Annotated in this window: 12 protein-coding genes; 6 read left to right on the top strand and 6 right to left on the bottom strand. The window is 61.5% G+C overall.

Translation table 11 applies throughout. The annotated features are described in order from the left end of the window. Positions 1–238 precede the first annotated feature (238 nt). The 3 genes from ACTQVX_RS02515 to ACTQVX_RS02505 are packed head-to-tail and all read left to right on the top strand — an operon-like array spanning position 239 to position 3864. Positions 239–1840 carry an FAD-binding oxidoreductase gene (locus tag ACTQVX_RS02515; RefSeq protein ID WP_441540938.1) on the top strand — a complete coding sequence of 534 codons (1602 nt, stop codon included), beginning with the start codon at positions 239–241 and terminating at the stop codon, positions 1838–1840. 2 nt (positions 1841–1842) lie between these two features. After that, positions 1843–2658, top strand: a complete 816-nt coding sequence (locus ACTQVX_RS02510; protein ID WP_441032803.1) for an electron transfer flavoprotein subunit beta/FixA family protein — start codon at positions 1843–1845, stop codon at positions 2656–2658. Continuing rightward, positions 2659–3864: an FAD-binding protein gene (locus ACTQVX_RS02505; protein WP_441560115.1), complete on the top strand. Its 1206-nt coding sequence runs from the start codon at positions 2659–2661 to the stop codon at positions 3862–3864. Here the strand turns inward: ACTQVX_RS02505 and ACTQVX_RS02500 are convergent. Then, the gene (locus tag ACTQVX_RS02500; protein WP_441540942.1) at positions 3861–4673 is read right to left on the bottom strand and encodes an HD domain-containing protein; all 813 of its coding nucleotides are present in this window, start codon (positions 4671–4673) and stop codon (positions 3861–3863) included. The two genes, ACTQVX_RS02505 and ACTQVX_RS02500, sit on opposite strands and share 4 nt — an antisense overlap. A gap of 514 nt (positions 4674–5187) precedes the next feature. On the opposite strand from ACTQVX_RS02500, the gene ACTQVX_RS02495 reads away from it, so the two are divergent. From ACTQVX_RS02495 to ACTQVX_RS02485, 3 genes are all read left to right on the top strand, one after another. After that, positions 5188–6210, top strand: coding sequence for a 2-keto-3-deoxygluconate permease (locus ACTQVX_RS02495; protein ID WP_427719609.1), 1023 nt, complete (start codon positions 5188–5190; stop codon positions 6208–6210). 159 nt (positions 6211–6369) lie between these two features. After that, positions 6370–6696: a hypothetical protein gene (locus tag ACTQVX_RS02490; RefSeq protein WP_441560113.1), complete on the top strand. Its 327-nt coding sequence runs from the start codon at positions 6370–6372 to the stop codon at positions 6694–6696. Between the two features lie 161 nt (positions 6697–6857). Beyond that, positions 6858–7511, top strand: a complete 654-nt coding sequence (locus tag ACTQVX_RS02485; protein ID WP_441560112.1) for a GGDEF domain-containing protein — start codon at positions 6858–6860, stop codon at positions 7509–7511. Between the two features lie 57 nt (positions 7512–7568). Here ACTQVX_RS02485 and ACTQVX_RS02480 read toward each other — a convergent pair whose 3' ends face one another. The 5 genes from ACTQVX_RS02480 to ACTQVX_RS02460 all read right to left on the bottom strand — a co-directional run bounded on the left by ACTQVX_RS02480 (position 7569) and on the right by ACTQVX_RS02460 (position 16256). Further along, complete coding sequence (locus ACTQVX_RS02480) at positions 7569–8804, bottom strand: phenylacetate--CoA ligase family protein (RefSeq protein ID WP_427719611.1); 1236 nt, start codon at positions 8802–8804, stop codon at positions 7569–7571. A 15-nt stretch (positions 8805–8819) separates the two neighbouring features. Then, the gene (locus tag ACTQVX_RS02475) at positions 8820–9428 is read right to left on the bottom strand and encodes a 2-oxoacid:acceptor oxidoreductase family protein (RefSeq protein ID WP_441560110.1); all 609 of its coding nucleotides are present in this window, start codon (positions 9426–9428) and stop codon (positions 8820–8822) included. Beyond that, complete coding sequence (gene iorA / locus ACTQVX_RS02470) at positions 9428–11338, bottom strand: indolepyruvate ferredoxin oxidoreductase subunit alpha (protein WP_441560108.1); 1911 nt, start codon at positions 11336–11338, stop codon at positions 9428–9430. The genes ACTQVX_RS02475 and iorA overlap by 1 nt, the downstream gene beginning before the upstream one ends. Before the next feature lie 135 nt (positions 11339–11473). Then, complete coding sequence (locus ACTQVX_RS02465) at positions 11474–12409, bottom strand: DMT family transporter (protein ID WP_441560106.1); 936 nt, start codon at positions 12407–12409, stop codon at positions 11474–11476. A gap of 100 nt (positions 12410–12509) precedes the next feature. Further along, positions 12510–16256, bottom strand: a complete 3747-nt coding sequence (locus tag ACTQVX_RS02460) for a phosphoribosylformylglycinamidine synthase (protein WP_441560105.1) — start codon at positions 16254–16256, stop codon at positions 12510–12512. Positions 16257–16430: the final 174 nt, after the last annotated feature.

Raw genomic sequence — 16430 nt, 5'->3', positions numbered from 1 at the left:
TATCTCCGCAGGTAAAAGCATGTGAAAAAAATCTCAACTATTTTTGACCGATAAATGCACATGTTGTGGCTGCGCGGCAACGTGTGGCAAAAGCGTCGCTTGTCTCGAAAATTCCACCGTTCGCCGAATTGCGCGAACGTTAAAAACGTCAATTATGGAGACGGTCTCGAACATGTCGGTGAAACGATGCGGTAACATTTCCCTGCAAACACTGTAGTTAGCTAAAGGGGGAGTTCGCGTGTCTGCAACCATCAAACCCTTCACCGACGAGTTCGAAGAGTATGGTCGCGATGAGTCTCGCACATCGGGCGAGGCCTCGAGCATCTCGTTTCCGACAACGGAGGACGAGGTCCGCGCCATTATGGAAAAGCTCCATGCCGAGCGTGTCCCGGTGACGGTTCAGGGCGCCCGGACCGGTCTTGCCGCCGGCGCCGTGCCTCATGGCGGTCACATTCTCAATACTTCCCGCATGAATCGCTACCTAGGCATTCGCCGCGATGAGCAGGGCCGCTTTCTTTTGCGCGTGGCGCCCGGCGTCGTGCTGTCTGAGCTGCGCAAGCAACTGGGCAAGAAAGTGCTGCCGACTGCCGGCTGGGACCAGGCATCGCTTGAGGCCTACGAGGAGTTCCAGGAAGCTCCCGAGCAATTCTTTCCTACCGATCCCACCGAGGCATCTGCCTGCCTGGGCGGTATGGCGGCATGCAACGCTTCCGGCGCCCGTAGCTACGCTTACGGCCCCATGCGCCCTCACGTCACGGGCCTTCATGTCGTGCTGACCGATGGCGACCTGCTCGAGCTTCACCGTGGCGAGGTTTTTGCACAGGGTCGTCGCCTCTCGCTCGTCACGGTGAAGGGCCGCACGCTCGAGCTCGACCTTCCCGACTACACCATGCCCAAGACCAAAAATGCTTCGGGCTATTTCGTTGCTGACGATATGGATGCCATCGATCTGTTTATCGGTGCGTGTGGAACACTCGGCGTCATCACCGAGCTCGAGATTGCCCTGCAGGCGGCGCCTGCGGTCGTTTGGGGCGTGAGCTGCTTCTTTGACAGCGAAGACAAGGCCGTGTCCTTCACCGATTCTGTACGTCCCGTCCTGTCCCATGCGGCTGCCATCGAATATTTCGATGCGGGCGCCCTGGATATCCTGCGTCGTCAGCGCGAGCAGTCGACTGCGTTCGCCTCGCTGCCGGCGCTCGACAAAGACGCCAAGGTCTGTGTCTACGTGGAGCTCGACTGCGACGACGAAGCCCAGGCGACTGAGGAGCTGTATCACTTGGGGTGGGTACTGGAGCTTGCGGGCGGCAGCGACGATGCGACATGGGTCGCGCGTACCGAGGTCGATCGCGAGTGTCAGCGATTCTTCCGCCATGCGGTGCCCGAGAGCGTCAACATGCTCATCGACGAGCGTCGCCGTACGGACCCCACCATTACCAAGCTGGGGTCGGATATGTCGGTGCCCAACGCGCACTTGGCCGATGTCATCGCCCTTTATCGCCGCACGTTGGCCGAAAGTGGGCTTGAATCTGCCGCCTGGGGGCACATCGGTAACAACCATCTGCATGTGAACATTCTGCCGCGCGATGCGCAGGATTACTGCCGCGGCGAAGAGCTCTTTGCCCAGTGGGCTTCCGAGGTCACGGCCATGGGCGGCGCCGTCTCCGCCGAACACGGCGTCGGCAAGATCAAGGCGGGCTTCTTGGAGACGATGTACGGTCACGAGGCCATGATCGAGTCGGCGCGGCTCAAGCTCCAGCTCGATCCTGCCGGACAGCTGGGCCGCGGTAACCTGTTTTCGGAGAAGCTCTTGGATGAGCTCGTCCAGAAAGGGGGCGCGTGAAGATGAGCGATTTCCATATGGTGGTGTGCGTCAAGGCGGTGCCGGGCAGCACCGAGGTCAAGATGGACCCCAAGACCAATACCATCGTGCGCGATGGCAAGCAGGCGGTCATTAATCCCTTTGATGCGAGCGCTTTGGAATGCGCGCTGGCGCTGAAGGACGACTTTATCGGCTTTGGCATGGACGTGCGCGTAACGGTGGTGTCGATGGGCATCCCCGCGACTGAATCGCTATTGCGCGACTGCATCGCCCGAGGCGCCGATGACGCACTGCTGCTAACCGATCGCGCCTTTGCAGGTGCCGATACCCTGGCAACCACCTATGCCCTCAAGTGCGGCATCGAGGCGCTCGACGAGGACTTCGACCTGCTCATCTGCGGCAAGATGGCGGTGGACGGCGATACGGCCCAGATTGGTCCCGAGCTTGCCGGTGCCTTCGAGATTCCCTGTGTGACCGACGTGAGCTGCGTGCAGAGTGCGGGCTTTACGACCTGTGGTTCAGTGGCGCTTGTTCACGGCTGCGATGCCGGCGAGGAGACGGTCTATCTTGAGATGCCGTGCGCGATGACGACTGCCAAGGAGATTGGCCAACTGCGCATGCCGAGTATCGCCGGTATTCGTGCGGCCGAGGAGGCGGACGTGCGCGTGGTCAACGCTGCCGACGTGAACGCCGACCCCGCGCGCTGCGGTCTTGCCGGCTCGCCGACACAGGTCGTACGATCGTTTGTGCCCGACCGCGACCAAACGTGCGAGACCGTTGACGGAACGGCGTCCGAGCAGGCGGCGAAACTTGCCAAGATTATCGAGGGGATGGCATAGATGAGCGGACTGATTATCGATAGCGAAGCCTGTATCGGCTGTGGTCGCTGCGTTCGCGCCTGTGCCTCGGGCGGCATCGTAGTGGAAGGCGAGCGGTCCAACCGTTGCGCCCGCGTAACCGACGGCTGCATCCTATGTGGCGGGTGCGTCGACGCTTGCCCCGTCAATGCCATTTCGATCGAGCGCGAGGAGGCCGCCGGCGCGGTTGACCTCGATGCATATCGAGACATTTGGGTATTCGCGCAGACCGACGAGCACGATACGGTGGCTCCCGTTGCCTTCGAGCTCATGGGCAAGGGCCGTGAGCTTGCGGATACACGCGGCTGTCGCCTGGTGGCGCTGGTCGGCATGGGCCCCGAGGGTTCTCTCGGTGACCTGGAGCATCTGGTTTGCGCCGGTGCAGACGAGGTCCTGATCTGTCGCGACGAGCGTCTGCGCCAGAACGATGTGGAGGTCTACGCCCGCCTCATCTGCGATTTGGTGGCAGAGCGCAAGCCCGAGGCCATTCTGTACGGAGCGACCGCCTTTGGCCGCGAACTGGCACCCGGCGTTGCCGTGCGTTTGCAGACGGGCCTTACGGCTGACTGCACCGTGCTTTCGATGGATACGGAGACGGGGCTGCTGCAACAGACGCGTCCGGCGTTTGGCGGCAACCTGATGGCCACCATCGTCTGCCCCAATCATCGTCCCCAGATGGCAACGGTGCGCCCCGGCATCTTTAAGGCGCCCGACTTTGACTACGGCCGCTCCGGCACGATCACCCAGATAGCACTTGCGGATGATGCTAAGGCTCGTGTCGAGATCTCGATTCCCGCCGAGGAGTGGGGACAGCAGGCTTCAATCGCCGATGCCGAGCGCCTGGTCGTGGTAGGTCGCGGCATTGGTTCCAAGAAAAACCTGCCGCTGATGCGAAGGCTCGCCGAGGCTCTGGGAGCCGAGCTTGGCTGCACGCGACCCGTCGTGGAGGCCGGCTGGTTGGAGTATCGCCATCAGATTGGCCAGACGGGCGTATCGGTTTCGCCCAAGATTCTTGTGAGTATCGGTGTTTCGGGCGCCATCCAGCATCTTGCCGGCATCGGTGGGGCGGAATGCATTATCGCCATCAACGAGGACCCGGATGCCCCCATCTTTGGTGCTGCCCAGTACAAGGTTGTCGGTGATGCCGTCGAGGTCGTCGAGGAGCTGCTAGCCCAGCTTGAGCGCTAGGCGCGCGCCAGCCAGTCGCGCATCTCTTCCCTAAGACGGCTCCAGGTTGCCTGTGTGGCGGGGTCGGTAAAGGGCTGCGTAATACCAAAGGGCGCGTCGAGCAGGCGGTAGATATCGCCCTGCTCGCGCGCCAGCGCGCGGCTCGCCGGATAGACGAGCTCAAACATAAAGCAGATGAGTCCTACCAGGTAGTCCGCGGGCTCGTCGCGTTCATCACGTGCGACGCAGCGGTGCTCGTCAAAGGCGGCCAACGTCGGCGCCGAGAAGTGGCTGGCGAGAAATGCGTCCTCATCCACCTTGAGGATGGTGTCGACGGTGCTGTCGGCGATGGTGCGCATAATGTCGATTTTGTCGCCATCGCGCACGATATCGCAGAAGCACCGTGTACGCTCGTCGAGTTGTGCCGGCAGGCGAAAGTCACTGTGATAGGCGATGCTCGCGCGGATGAGCTCGTCTTCTGCCGGGCTGTCGATAAAGTCGCGGATACTTGTTGCCGCGGGCGCGTCTGCAGGGTTTTTGCCAAAGAGGACCTCGAGGCCCAACTTCGCATGGCTCATGCTCTCGGCATCCTTAAACGTGTCCCAGCGTCGCAGCTGCTCAAAGCGGCCCATATCGTGCAACAGCCCACAAAGCCACGCCAGGTCAATGTCCTGCGGTGACCAGCCCTGCTCGCGTGCCACGGCATCACATGCCTCGGCAACGTGGTACGTATGCTCGATTTTGAGCGCGATACGCGGATTGGCGGCATCGTAGGCATCGGTGTAGGTCCTGAAGGCCGCGATTGCCCCCGTTCGATCGATAGCTGTCATAATGACTTCCTAAAAAGCTGTGTCTTTCTGTGTCTTTCGATCCGGTGGCAATTGTAGGTGAACTCGGTTGCCGCCGGGCGATGATTCTGCCATGTCGTCGAATGCGGCTCGGAAAGCTTGTCGGGACGAGGAACGCTATGGTGCTCAAAATCGTTAAAACCGTCTGGCCGGTGATGCTTACCTATGTTGCGATAGGTGCGCCGTTGTCGATGTTCCCACCGCTATTGCGGGTTTTGTCTGCACATCGCTCTTTATTTGCCTGTTCTTTTCGCAGCGGCTGTCGGCGTCGTTGCGGTGGCAATCAAGACAAAGTCGATGTTGTGGTGCTGCGTCTCGGGTATCGGGCTCTATATCGTTTTGAGCCTCGTATAGGAGTGGGGTTCTTTTACCGTCCGGGCCCAACGAATCGAATATCTCACCGAGCCGATCTGCTTCTTCTGGTACCATGGTCAAACTTTACTGTAGCAAAGCATGACGTGGGCTTTTGTCCTGCGTCGGCGGAAATGGGGGTTTCATGGCACAGGAAGCGATCGCCAACGAGCAGAAGAAATTCAAAGTACCGCGCATTCCGGGTGACATCATGATCTACCCGATGATCGTCGGCCTTTTGCTCAATACCTTCTGCCCGCAGGTCTTCGAGATCGGCGGCTTCTTTACCGCCGCCTGCCGCGGCGGTTCCAATACCATCGTCGCCGCGATCCTGTTGTTTGTGGGCGCCGGCATCAGCTTTAAGTCCACGCCGGGTGCCATCAAGACCGGCATCGTCGTACTGATTCCTAAGCTTGTGGTGGCAGCCGTGCTGGGCTTGAGCGTTGCGTATTTCTTTAATGACAACTTTTTGGGCCTGAGCTCGGTTTCCATCATCGGCGGCATTACGTTTTGCAACATGGCGCTCTACACGGGCATCATGGGCGAGTTTGGCGACGAGTCCGAGCAGGGCGCCGTGGGCATCCTGTTCTTCACGGCGGGCCCTGCGGTTACCATGATCATTCTTGGTGTCTCTGGTCTTGCCAACATTCCCGTTGGCACCATCATCGGTTCCATCCTGCCGCTCGTGATTGGCATGGTTTTGGGCAACCTCTTCCCGTTCATCAAGAACCTGCTGGTTCCCGGCACCAATCCTGCGATCGCCGTCATCGGATTTCAGCTCGGTGCGTCTATGAGCCTGTCGAGCTTTATCACCGGCGGCATTTCCGGCATCTTGCTGGGCCTTGTCACGTTGTTTGTCGTCGGTCCCATCACCTTTGCGTTCGAGCGCCTGTGCGGCGGTAACGGCAAAGCCGCCGTGGCTTGTTCCACCATCGCCGGCACGGCTATGACCACGCCGGTTGCTCTTGCCGAGGTCGCGCCACGCTATGCCGAGCTTGCGCCCGCCGCATACGCTCAGATCGCCACCGCCGTCATCATCACGGCAATCATGGCTCCGATTCTGACCGGTTGGGTCGATAAGAAGTTCTACCAGGGCAAGGAAGACCTGTCGCCCGCCGGTGTCGAGGCCATCGAGGAAGCCGTCGCGGCCGACATCGATGGCGAGTAGCCATCGGCGCCCATCAATGATGCTGGCGTGCAACTCGCGCCGTGAGAGCGCCCGGGCGCTCTTGTATTATTCCCTTATTCCCCTCTGGATTGGGGGAGTTATGGTGATGCGTGCGGCTCGGAGAAGCGCTGTCGGTTTGATGACGGGGAGATGGGCCTGGTGGTTAAGGCGCTCAAGATTGAGATGTTCCTGCTAAGCATGATTGTTCTTATCTGGCTTGCCGTGCGGAGTCGTCGCTCCTTGTTCTCGAGCACCCAGCAGCTATTGTTTAGCACGCTTGGCTACACCTCTGCCGCGTACATATTATTCGATATGATCTGGGTGCTATTGGATGGTGTGGACGGCACGTTGGGCATTGCTGTCAACTGGATTTCCAACGCGGTTTCGTTTTCGCTCTTTGCCATCGTGTGTCTCATTTGGTTTATTATTCCGAGACGGTGCAGGGTTCTCGCCTTTTGGCCTCGCGCTATAGGGTGGTGCTTGTAGCGTCGCCTACGGTTCTGGTGGTCGTGCTGGCGTTTACCAGTTACTGGACGCACGCCCTGTTCTATATCGATTCGCAGGGCGTGTATAGTCGCGGCTCTGCTTATATGATCTAGCCCATTGTCAGCTACTGCTACGTTATACATACGTCCCTACATGCGTTTGTGCAATCTCGCAGGGTCGAGAGCCTGCAGACGAAGACCATCTATCGAACCTTGGCATTTTTCTCCATTCCGGCCCTGGTGGGCGGTACCTTTCAGGTCGTATACTCGGTGCCCGGCCTTTGTGTCGGCATAATGATTAGCATATTGTTGCTCTACATTGTCTTCCAGGAGCAGCTCATCTCGACCGACCCGTTGACTGGCCTCAACAATCGCAACCGTTTTGAGACCTATATACTGTCGCTCTTCTCAAATGTGGATCAGGCCGAAGACGTGTATCTGCTTATGATGGACGCCGACGGCTTTAAGCAGATTAACGATCGCTATGGACATGTGGAGGGCGACCATGCTCTTCAGGTCATATCCGCTGCACTCAAAGAAGTCTGCTCGGCGTCTGGTAGCTTTATCGCGCGTTATGGCGGCGATGAGTTCGTGGTGCTTCAAAAGGCGATGGCGGAGCAGAATATCTTGCATCTGTGCGCGGCAATCAACGACGAGCTCGCATGCGCCGAGGTTCCGTATCTGTTGCGGATGTCCATCGGCTACGCACGGGTTGGTGATGGCGTCGATACCTGGCAAGACTTGCTCCGTGCTGCCGACGCGGAGCTCTACCGCGTAAAGCGCGAGAAGAAGAAAGCCGGCGTCCAGATACGCTAGAAAAAAGGGGCGCACGACCGTTGCGATGGTCGTGTGCCCCTTCTGCGCTTTCGGGGACTAGTATCGGCTGTCGAAGATGCGCCTCGTCTTTTTCTCGGAGCGGGGTAGCTCACCGAGCGGTACGGCGGTCGCCTTGGGCGTGCAGCCGATCTTGGCCTTAAAGACGGCAGCCACTTCGCGCTCGCATGCATCGCGCTCGGCGCCCGTCAGCTCGCTTTCGAACAGTAGCTCGAGTACATCGCGACCGTTGACGGCCTCAATCATTACCTGGTACTCCGAGCTCGCTCCGTCGACGAACTTAAGAACTTCCTCGATCTGCGCGGGAAACATATTGCAACCCTTGACCTTGATCATATCGTCGGTGCGCCCGACCAGGGTGTCGATGCGCGGGTGGTCAAGGCCACAGGCGCATGTGCCGGGGATGATGCGTGTCAGGTCGTGCGTGCGGTAGCGGATAAGCGGTGCGCCTTGCTTGCGCAGGGTTGTAAGAACCAGCTCGCCCACTTCGCCGTCAGGAAGGACCTTGCCGGTCTTGGCGTCGACGATCTCGCAGTACACGTAATCGGACCAGATATGCATGCCGTCGTGCTCGCGGCACGAGATACCGATGCCCGGACCGTAAATCTCGGTGAGACCGTAGATGTCAAAGATCTCGATGCCCAGCTCGTTTTGGATGCGCTTGCGCATCTTTTCGCCCCAACGCTCCGAGCCGATGACGCCGCGGGTTAGGTGGAGCTTGTCGCGCAGACCGCGTTTGGTGATTTCCTCGGCCAGCAACAGGGCATAGCTCGAGGTTGCCGTGATGACGGTCGATCCTAGGTCCTGCATCATCTTGAGCTGCTTTTCGGTGTTGCCGGGACCCATGGGAATGGCCATGGCGCCTAGGCGTTCGCATCCCAGCTGAAAGCCGATACCCGCCGTCCACAGTCCGTAGCCCGGGGTAATCTGGATGCGGTCCTGCGCGGTGATGCCGGCCGTGCGATAGCAGCGGGCGAACATATCGGCCCAGTCGTCCACGTCCTGTTTGGTGTAGGGGATGATCACGGGCGTGCCGGTGGTTCCGGATGAGCTGTGGATGCGAACGACTTCTTCGTCTGGTACGGCCTGGATGCCAAGCGGGTACGCCTCGCGAAGGTCCGCCTTCTCGGAAAAGGGCAGCTGCTCAAATTCTTCTTGTGTGGAAATGTTTGCGATGTCAATTCCATCGAACTTTTTGGCATAAAACGGCGAGCGGTCTTTAAGGGTCTGGAACTGCTTGGTAATAAGCTCAAGCTGCGCGGGCTGCATCTTCATGGTTTTGTCCTTGCGTTAACGGGAGGCGAATGCGGAGATGGCGGCAACGGCCACATCAATGGCGCGGTCATTGAGTGCGACAAATTGGGAGCGCACGCTGGCGTGCATGGCTGCGCGAAGTTCCTCGACGGTGAACCCCAGGTCGCTTATGGCGACGGCGCTTGCCAGCAGCGCGACGTTGAGCGCTTTAGGCGAGCCGATCTGCTTAATGAGTGCGGTGTCGTCGACCAGCAGGCAATTGGGGACAGTCTGCCGCAGGTGCTCTAGAAAGGGCTTGGAGCTATAGGCGTCACGCGAGAGCGCCGCCGTTACGGGTTGCACGCTACTCGTAGCACTTACCAAGGCGCCGCCGGGACGTAGATAGCCCAGGCAGCGCACGGCCTCGGCGGGCTCAAATGCAATGATGAGGTCGGCCTCGCCGTGGGCGATAAGCGGCGCGTCGATGCGGGGCTCGTCCTGATTTGCCAGTCGGACATGCGATACGACGGAGCCGCCGCGCTGGGCCATGCCAATGGTCTCGGCGGTGCGCACCCGCCAATTTCGGGTTTCGGCTGCCTGCGCGAGCAACTTGGCGGCAAGGACGGTGCCCTGGCCGCCCACACCGGTAATCATGATGTTGAGCATTAGGCCTCGCCTCCCTTTGCGGCCTCTGCGTTTGGACCGATGGCTCCAAACTTGCAGACCTGCGTGCACAGGCCGCAGCCGTTGCAAAGGGTCGGGTTAACGCGTGCACGTCGTTGCTCGGCGTCCCAAGAGATAGCGGGGCAGCCGATCTGCGTGATGCAGCGTTTGCAGCCCGTACAGCGGCTCTCGTCGACGCAAAGCGCGGGTTTGGGCTTGCTCAGCGTAATGCAGAGGCCCTCACAGATGAGCGCCGAGGGGCCTTCGTGCGTAATGGCGCGTTGGGCGGCTTCGGTTGTCTGGGCTAGGTCAAACGGGTTGGCATGTTCGATGCAGGTGACGCCCAAGGCGCGCAGCACGGCCTCGATTTTGATGGGCTGGGTTTTGGTACCATCCAAACGCAGGCCGGTGCCTGGATGAGGCTGGCCGCCCGTCATGGCGGTGGTGGCGTTATCCAGCACGATGACAGTGATGTCGTGGCCGTTGTAGACGGCGTTGGCGATGCCGGTCATGGCACTGGCAAAGAACGTGGAGTCGCCCACAAAAGCGATCTGCTTTCGCGGGGGTTCGGCAATACCTAGGCCCTGGGCCATAGTGATGCCGGCCCCCATGCACAGGCAGGTGTCGACGGCATCGAGCGGGGCGGCGTTGCCCAACGTGTAGCAGCCGATATCGCCCGAAAGGACGGCGTCGGTAGCGCCTATCGCTTTGAGTGCCTGCTTGACGGCGTAAAAGCTGCCACGGTGCGGGCATCCGGGACAAAGTACCGGTGGGCGCACGGGGAGTGCGGGCGGTTTGGGAAGCGAAGCGTCGGCGCGTGGGGTAACAGCCTGGGCGGGGATGCCAAGGAACGCCGCCAGGCGCTCAACCAGATCGTCGACGGTGTTCTCGCCACGACCGGGCATGGTGCCGTCGAGCTTGCCGTGCACGGTATATGCCGCGTGCGTACGGCCCGCTAGACGCAGCATCTCGTCCTCAAGGACAAAGTCGAGCTCTTCGACGACGAGAATTTGACCCAACCCTTCGGCAAAGCGCCCGGCAGCTGCAGTGGGGAAGGGATAGGGAAGGCCGACCTGCATCAAGCGATAGGGCGGCACGGCGATGTCTGCCGCCGCGGCGCGACGCTCGATAATCGCCAGCGCCTCGCGCGTGTATGCATACGAAACGCCACCGGCCATAATACCCAGGCGCGGCGTGGCATCGCCATGGTTTTCGATGGGGTTAAACGCGTCTGCGACCTTGCCGCTGGAGTAGGCGTCTGCAATCTGCGGCAGGCGCTCGTTAACCTCGCCATGGGCGGCAAACGAACGGCGCGGGAAGATAACCCATTTGGGATCCTTCTCAAAGGTGCCAGCGGGATGTGCGACGGTATGCTCGGGTACCTCCAAATAGGTTGAGGCGTGACATACGCGGGTGGTGGGGCGCACGATAACGGGCGTATGGTAGCGCTCCGAGATTTCAAATGCCTCTTGCATCATCGCGTAACCCTGCTCCAGATTTTGCGGATCGAGCACGGGGATCTTCGCAAATGCGGCAAAGCGGCGCGTATCCTGCTCGGTTTGAGAGGAGATGGGGCCGGGATCATCGGCAACAAACAGCACCAGACCGCCCTTGATGCCCACGTAGTTGAGGCTCATGAGCGGGTCGGAGGCAACGTTTAGTCCAACTTGTTTGCAGGTAAAAAGGCAGCGCGCTCCTGCATACGATGCACCTGCCAGCACCTCGAGCGCGGCTTTTTCGTTGGTCGACCACTCGACGTGGACACCCTCGGCACTACCTTGGGCCTTGAGTTTGGCAACTGTCTCGACAAGTTCCGTCGACGGCGTGCCCGGGTAACCGGCGACCACGCGAACGCCCGCCGCAAGCGCGGCATACGCAAAGGCCTGGTTTCCCATAACCAGTTTCTTATGCATCTGTATCCCCTCGATGTCGCCGGCGCGTTACGGCAAGACGGCGTCTGCCGCCGCGACTCGGTACGAAATCAACGAGATACAGTGTACTCCATTAAGCTAAAGTGAGATCTGACCTTTTCCAAACGGGGTGGTTTGTTAGGCCTTTTTAGGTTTGTTGACAATGATGATGCCACTGCAGACCAAGAGCAGGGCCACAATTACGGTAACGGGGCTCGTGCCAGCGCCCTCTCCGAGCAACAACGCGCTCAACAGCACGCCAAAGACCGGGTTCATAAAGCCAAAGACCGAAACGCGGCTAACGGGGTTGACGGCGAGTAGGCGGGACCACAGCGAGTACGCGACGGCGGAAATGAGCGCCATATAAATGATGAGCGCGATGGCGGGGGCGATTTCGGTGGGGAATAGCACGCCGCCCATCAAAAACCCGATGGCGGTAAGGACCAAACCGCCGACCAAAAACTGCCAGCCGGCGAGCAAGACGCCGTCATGCTCGCGCGAGAAGATGCCAATGAGGCAGGTCGACAGGGCGCCCGCAATAGTGGAAGCCAAGATAAATCCCTCGCCGTCGAGTGTAAAGCCAAAGGTGCCGTCCGCACCCGAAAGGTTGACGAATGCGACGCCGGCAAAGCCCAGTACGCAGCCGAGCACCTTGGTCGCATCGAGCTTTTCGGTGCGAAACGCCAGAGCGGCAAAGAGGATGGCGAGGAAGTTGGCGCTGGCCTCGATGATGGAACTCGACATGGCGCTGGCGCGCGAGAGTCCCAGGTAGAAAAAGAAGTACTGCCCGATAGTCTGGAAGAGCGACAGGATGCAGATGGGCTTAATGTCGCGAGCCTGTGGAACGAGTGGGCAGCGCTGGGCCGCGCTCATCCCAACGATAACCAGGGCGCCGGCAAGCGTGAAGCGCAAGCCCGCAAAGAGCAGCTGCGAGGCGCTATCGTGCGCGGGGATGCCAAAGAGCTCATAGCCGATCTTGATGCAGGGGAAAGCCGACCCCCAGAGTGCGCAGCAGACGAGGCAGCCCAGGATGAGTCCGGGCAGGGTGGCGAGATACGGCTTGCGGCTTTCCATGATGTCCTTCCTGTATGCGCGAAGTAAAAAAGAACCCGCCACCGGGTGTGCCGGTGGCGGGTGTTGTTACCCGAGGGGATTGTACCCGATGGGAACGTATTTAAGCGAAGTAGGCTACGCCGCTCTCAAAGATCGGCATGAACTTATCGCCGGGGACATGCTCGGGCACGTTGCGGTACAGGTTGTCGCCGCGACGCTCGGCATGGCCCATCTTGCCCAGGACGCGGCCGTCGGGGCTCGTGATGCCCTCGATGGCGAGCGCGGAGCCGTTGGGGTTGACGGAGAGATCCATGCTGGGCTTGCCATCCTCGCCCACGTACTGCGTGGCGACCTGGCCGTTGGCGATCAGCTGGGCGAGCACTTCATCGTTGGCGACAAAGCGGCCCTCGCCGTGGCTGATGGCGACGGTGTAGGGGTCGTCCAGACTGCACTGCGACAGCCACGGGGACAGGTTGGACGAGATGCGGGTGCGCACCAGACGGCTCTGATGGCGACCGATGGTGTTGAACGTCAGCGTGGGCGCATCGGGCGTGGCATCGACGATGTCGCCGTAGGGCACCAGGCCGAGCTTGATCAGGGCCTGGAAGCCGTTGCAGATGCCCAGCATCAGGCCGTCGCGGGCCTTGAGCAGGTCGCGGACTGCCTCGGTGACCTCGGGAGCGCGGAAGAACGCCGTGATGAACTTGGCGGAGCCGTCGGGCTCGTCGCCGCCCGAGAAGCCGCCGGGAATCATGACGATCTGGCTTGCACGGATGCGGCGGGCGAGCTCGTGGGTGCTCTCGGCGACGGCCTCGGGCGTGAGGTTGTTGATCACGAAGGTGTCGGCCTCGGCGCCGGCGGCGCGGAAGGCGCGGGCGCTATCGTACTCGCAGTTGTTGCCGGGGAACACAGGGATGATCACGCGCGGGCGGGCGATCTTGGCGCCGCCGTACACGTGGATATCCTTGGCGCGGAAGTCGATGGCCTCGACCTCGGGGGTCTCGCCGGCGCTGCGGTAGGCGAAGACGCCTTCGATACCGCTCTCCCAGGCCTCCTGGAGCTCGGCGAGCTCGATGACTTCGGAGCCGGTGTCGATGACATAGCCCTCGACGGTGGTACCCAGGGGCTCGACGACAACGCCGTCGGCGACCTCGGGCAGCTCGGCGTCCTCGGCGAGCTCGACGATAAAACTGCCGTAGAGCGGGGTGAAGAGGCTCTCCGCGTCCACATCTTCGGCAAGCTCGATACCGATCTGGTTGCCGACGCACATCTTAAAGAGGCTCTCGGCACCGCAGCCGTAGCCGGGCGTGGAGACGGCCAGGGCGTCGCCGGTAGCGGTGAGCGCCTCGACGGCGTCAAACGCGGCGAGCAGCTGCTGGGCATCGGGGCGGTAGTCCTCGCCATAGGTGGCGGGGGCGATGCGAACGACGCGGTGCGTGAGGCCCTTAAACTCGGGGGAGACGGCGCGGGCGGCACGGCCCACGGCGACAGCGAAGCTGATCAGGGTCGGCGGAACGTTGAGCTCGCCGGCCTCGTCCTCAAACGAGCCGCTCATGGAATCCTTGCCGCCGATGGCGCCGGCACCCAGGTCGACCTGGGCCATAAGGGCGCCCAGGACGGCTGCCATGGGCTTGCCCCAACGTTCGGGCTCGGTGCGCAGGCGCTCAAAGTACTCCTGGAAGGAGAGGTAGGCGCGCTTGTGCTCAAAGCCGGCGGCAACGAGCTTGGCGATGGACTCGACCACGGACAGGTAGGCGCCTGCAAACTGGTCGGCCTCCATCAGGTAGGGGTTGAAGCCCCATGCCATAGCGCTCGCCGTGGTGGTCTCGCCGTCCACGGGGAACTTGGCGACCATGGCAGAGCTCGGGGTGAGCTGCGTCTTGCCGCCAAAGGGCATGAGCACGGTAGCGGCACCGATGGTGGAGTCGAAGCGCTCGGAAAGGCCCTTGTTGGAGGCGACGTTGAGATCGGTGACAAGCGAGGTCATGCGCTCGGCAAGCGTGGTGCCGGCCCAGCTGGGTTGCCACACGCTGCGGGCACACACGTGGGCGACCTGGTGCTTGGGTGCGCCGTTGGAGTTGAGGAACTCGCGGGACAGATCGACGATGGCGACGCCGTTCCAGGCCATACGCATGCGCGGCTCGGCGGTAACCTTGGCGATGACGGTCGCCTCCAGGTTCTCCTCGGCGGCATAACCCATGAACTCCTCGACGTCACCGTCGGCGACGGCGCAGGCCATGCGCTCCTGGGACTCGGAGATAGCGAGCTCGGTTCCGTCCAGGCCATCGTACTTCTTGGTCACGGTGTCCAGGTCGACATACAGGCCGTCGGCAAGCTCGCCCACGGCGACCGAGACGCCGCCGGCGCCAAAGTCGTTGCAGCGCTTGATCAGGCGGCAGGCGTCGCCGCGGCGGAACAGACGCTGCAGCTTGCGCTCGACCGGGGCGTTGCCCTTCTGGACCTCGGCGCCCGAGGTCTCGATGGAATCGGTGTTCTGGGTCTTGGAGGAGCCGGTGGCGCCGCCGATGCCGTCACGGCCGGTGCGGCCGCCCAGCAGGATGATCTTGTCGGTGGGGGCGGGGCACTCGCGACGCACGTGGTTTGCCGGGGTGGCGCCCACGACGGCGCCGACCTCCATGCGCTTGGCCACGTAGCCGGGGTGATAGAGTTCGTTGACCTGACCGGTGGCAAGGCCGATCTGGTTGCCGTAGCTGGAGTAGCCGGCGGCAGCGGTAGTCACGAGCTTGCGCTGCGGCAGCTTGCCCTCGAGCGTCTCGGAGACCGGGACGGTGGGGTCGCCGGCGCCGGTGATGCGCATGGCCTGGTACACATAGCTGCGGCCAGAGAGCGGGTCGCGGATGGCGCCGCCCACGCAGGTGGCGGCACCGCCGAAGGGCTCGATCTCGGTCGGGTGGTTGTGGGTCTCGTTCTTAAACAGGAACAGCCAGTCCTGGTCCTCGCCGTCGACATCGACCTTCACCTTGACGGTGCAGGCGTTGATCTCCTCGGACTCGTCGACATCGGTCATGACGCCGGTCTTCTTAAGGTACTTGGCACCGATGGTGCCCATGTCCATGAGGCAGACGGGCTTGGCGTCGCGACCGAGCTCGTGGCGCATCTCCATATAGCGGTCGAAGGCCTGCTGTACCACGGCGTCATCGATTGTCACGTCGTCCAGGACGGTACCGAAGGTGGTGTGGCGGCAGTGGTCGGACCAATAGGTGTCGATCACGCGGATCTCGGTGATGGTGGGGTCGCGGTCCTCATCGCGGAAGTACTGCTGGCAGAAGGCGATGTCCGCCTCGTCCATGGCAAGGCCGCGCTCGGAGATAAAGGCGGCAAGGCCGGCCTCGTCGAGTTCGCGGAAGCCGTCGAGCACCTCGACGGGCTGGGGCTCGGGGGTCTCCATGTACAGCGTCTCGGGTAGGTCGAGCGAGGCGATGCGGGCCTCGACGGGATTCACCACGTAGTGCTTGATGGCCTCGATGGCGGCTTCGTCCAGAGCGCCCGAGATCATATAGACCTTGGCGGAGCGCACGGCGGGGCGCTCGCCCTGGCTGATGAGCTGCACGCACTCGCTGGCGGAGTCGGCGCGCTGGTCAAACTGGCCAGGCAGGAATTCGACGGCAAAGACGGCGCCATCGCTTGCGGGGAGTTCGTCGTAGGTCACATCGACCTGGGGCTCGCTAAAGACGGTCGGCACGCAGGAGCGGAAAAGCTCCTCGTCGATGCCCTCGACGTCGTAGCGGTTGATGATCCTCAGGGCCTCGATGCCCTTGATGCCGAGAATTTCGGTCAGCTCGCCCTTGAGCTGCTGAGCCTCGACGTCGAACCCGGGTTTCTTCTCCACGTAAATACGAGAGACCATTGGTTCCTGCCTTCCTGATCGGTTGGGCGTACGGTGCGGTATGCGGCAGCGGTCGGTTTGCGGGACAAGCCTCGCGGTCGCCTTGAGCCACATGTTTGTAAACGTCACTATGATACGACAGCTCATGGCGTATTGAGGACGGCGAGGGTGCTACAGTGAAGCGCAAACAAGAGA

The sequence above is a fragment of the Collinsella sp. LCP19S3_A6 genome, from assembly GCF_052122015.1.
Classification (GTDB): domain Bacteria; phylum Actinomycetota; class Coriobacteriia; order Coriobacteriales; family Coriobacteriaceae; genus Collinsella.
Note: the sequence above shows the minus strand (reverse complement) of the source record. Positions and strands in the feature narration are given on the sequence as shown.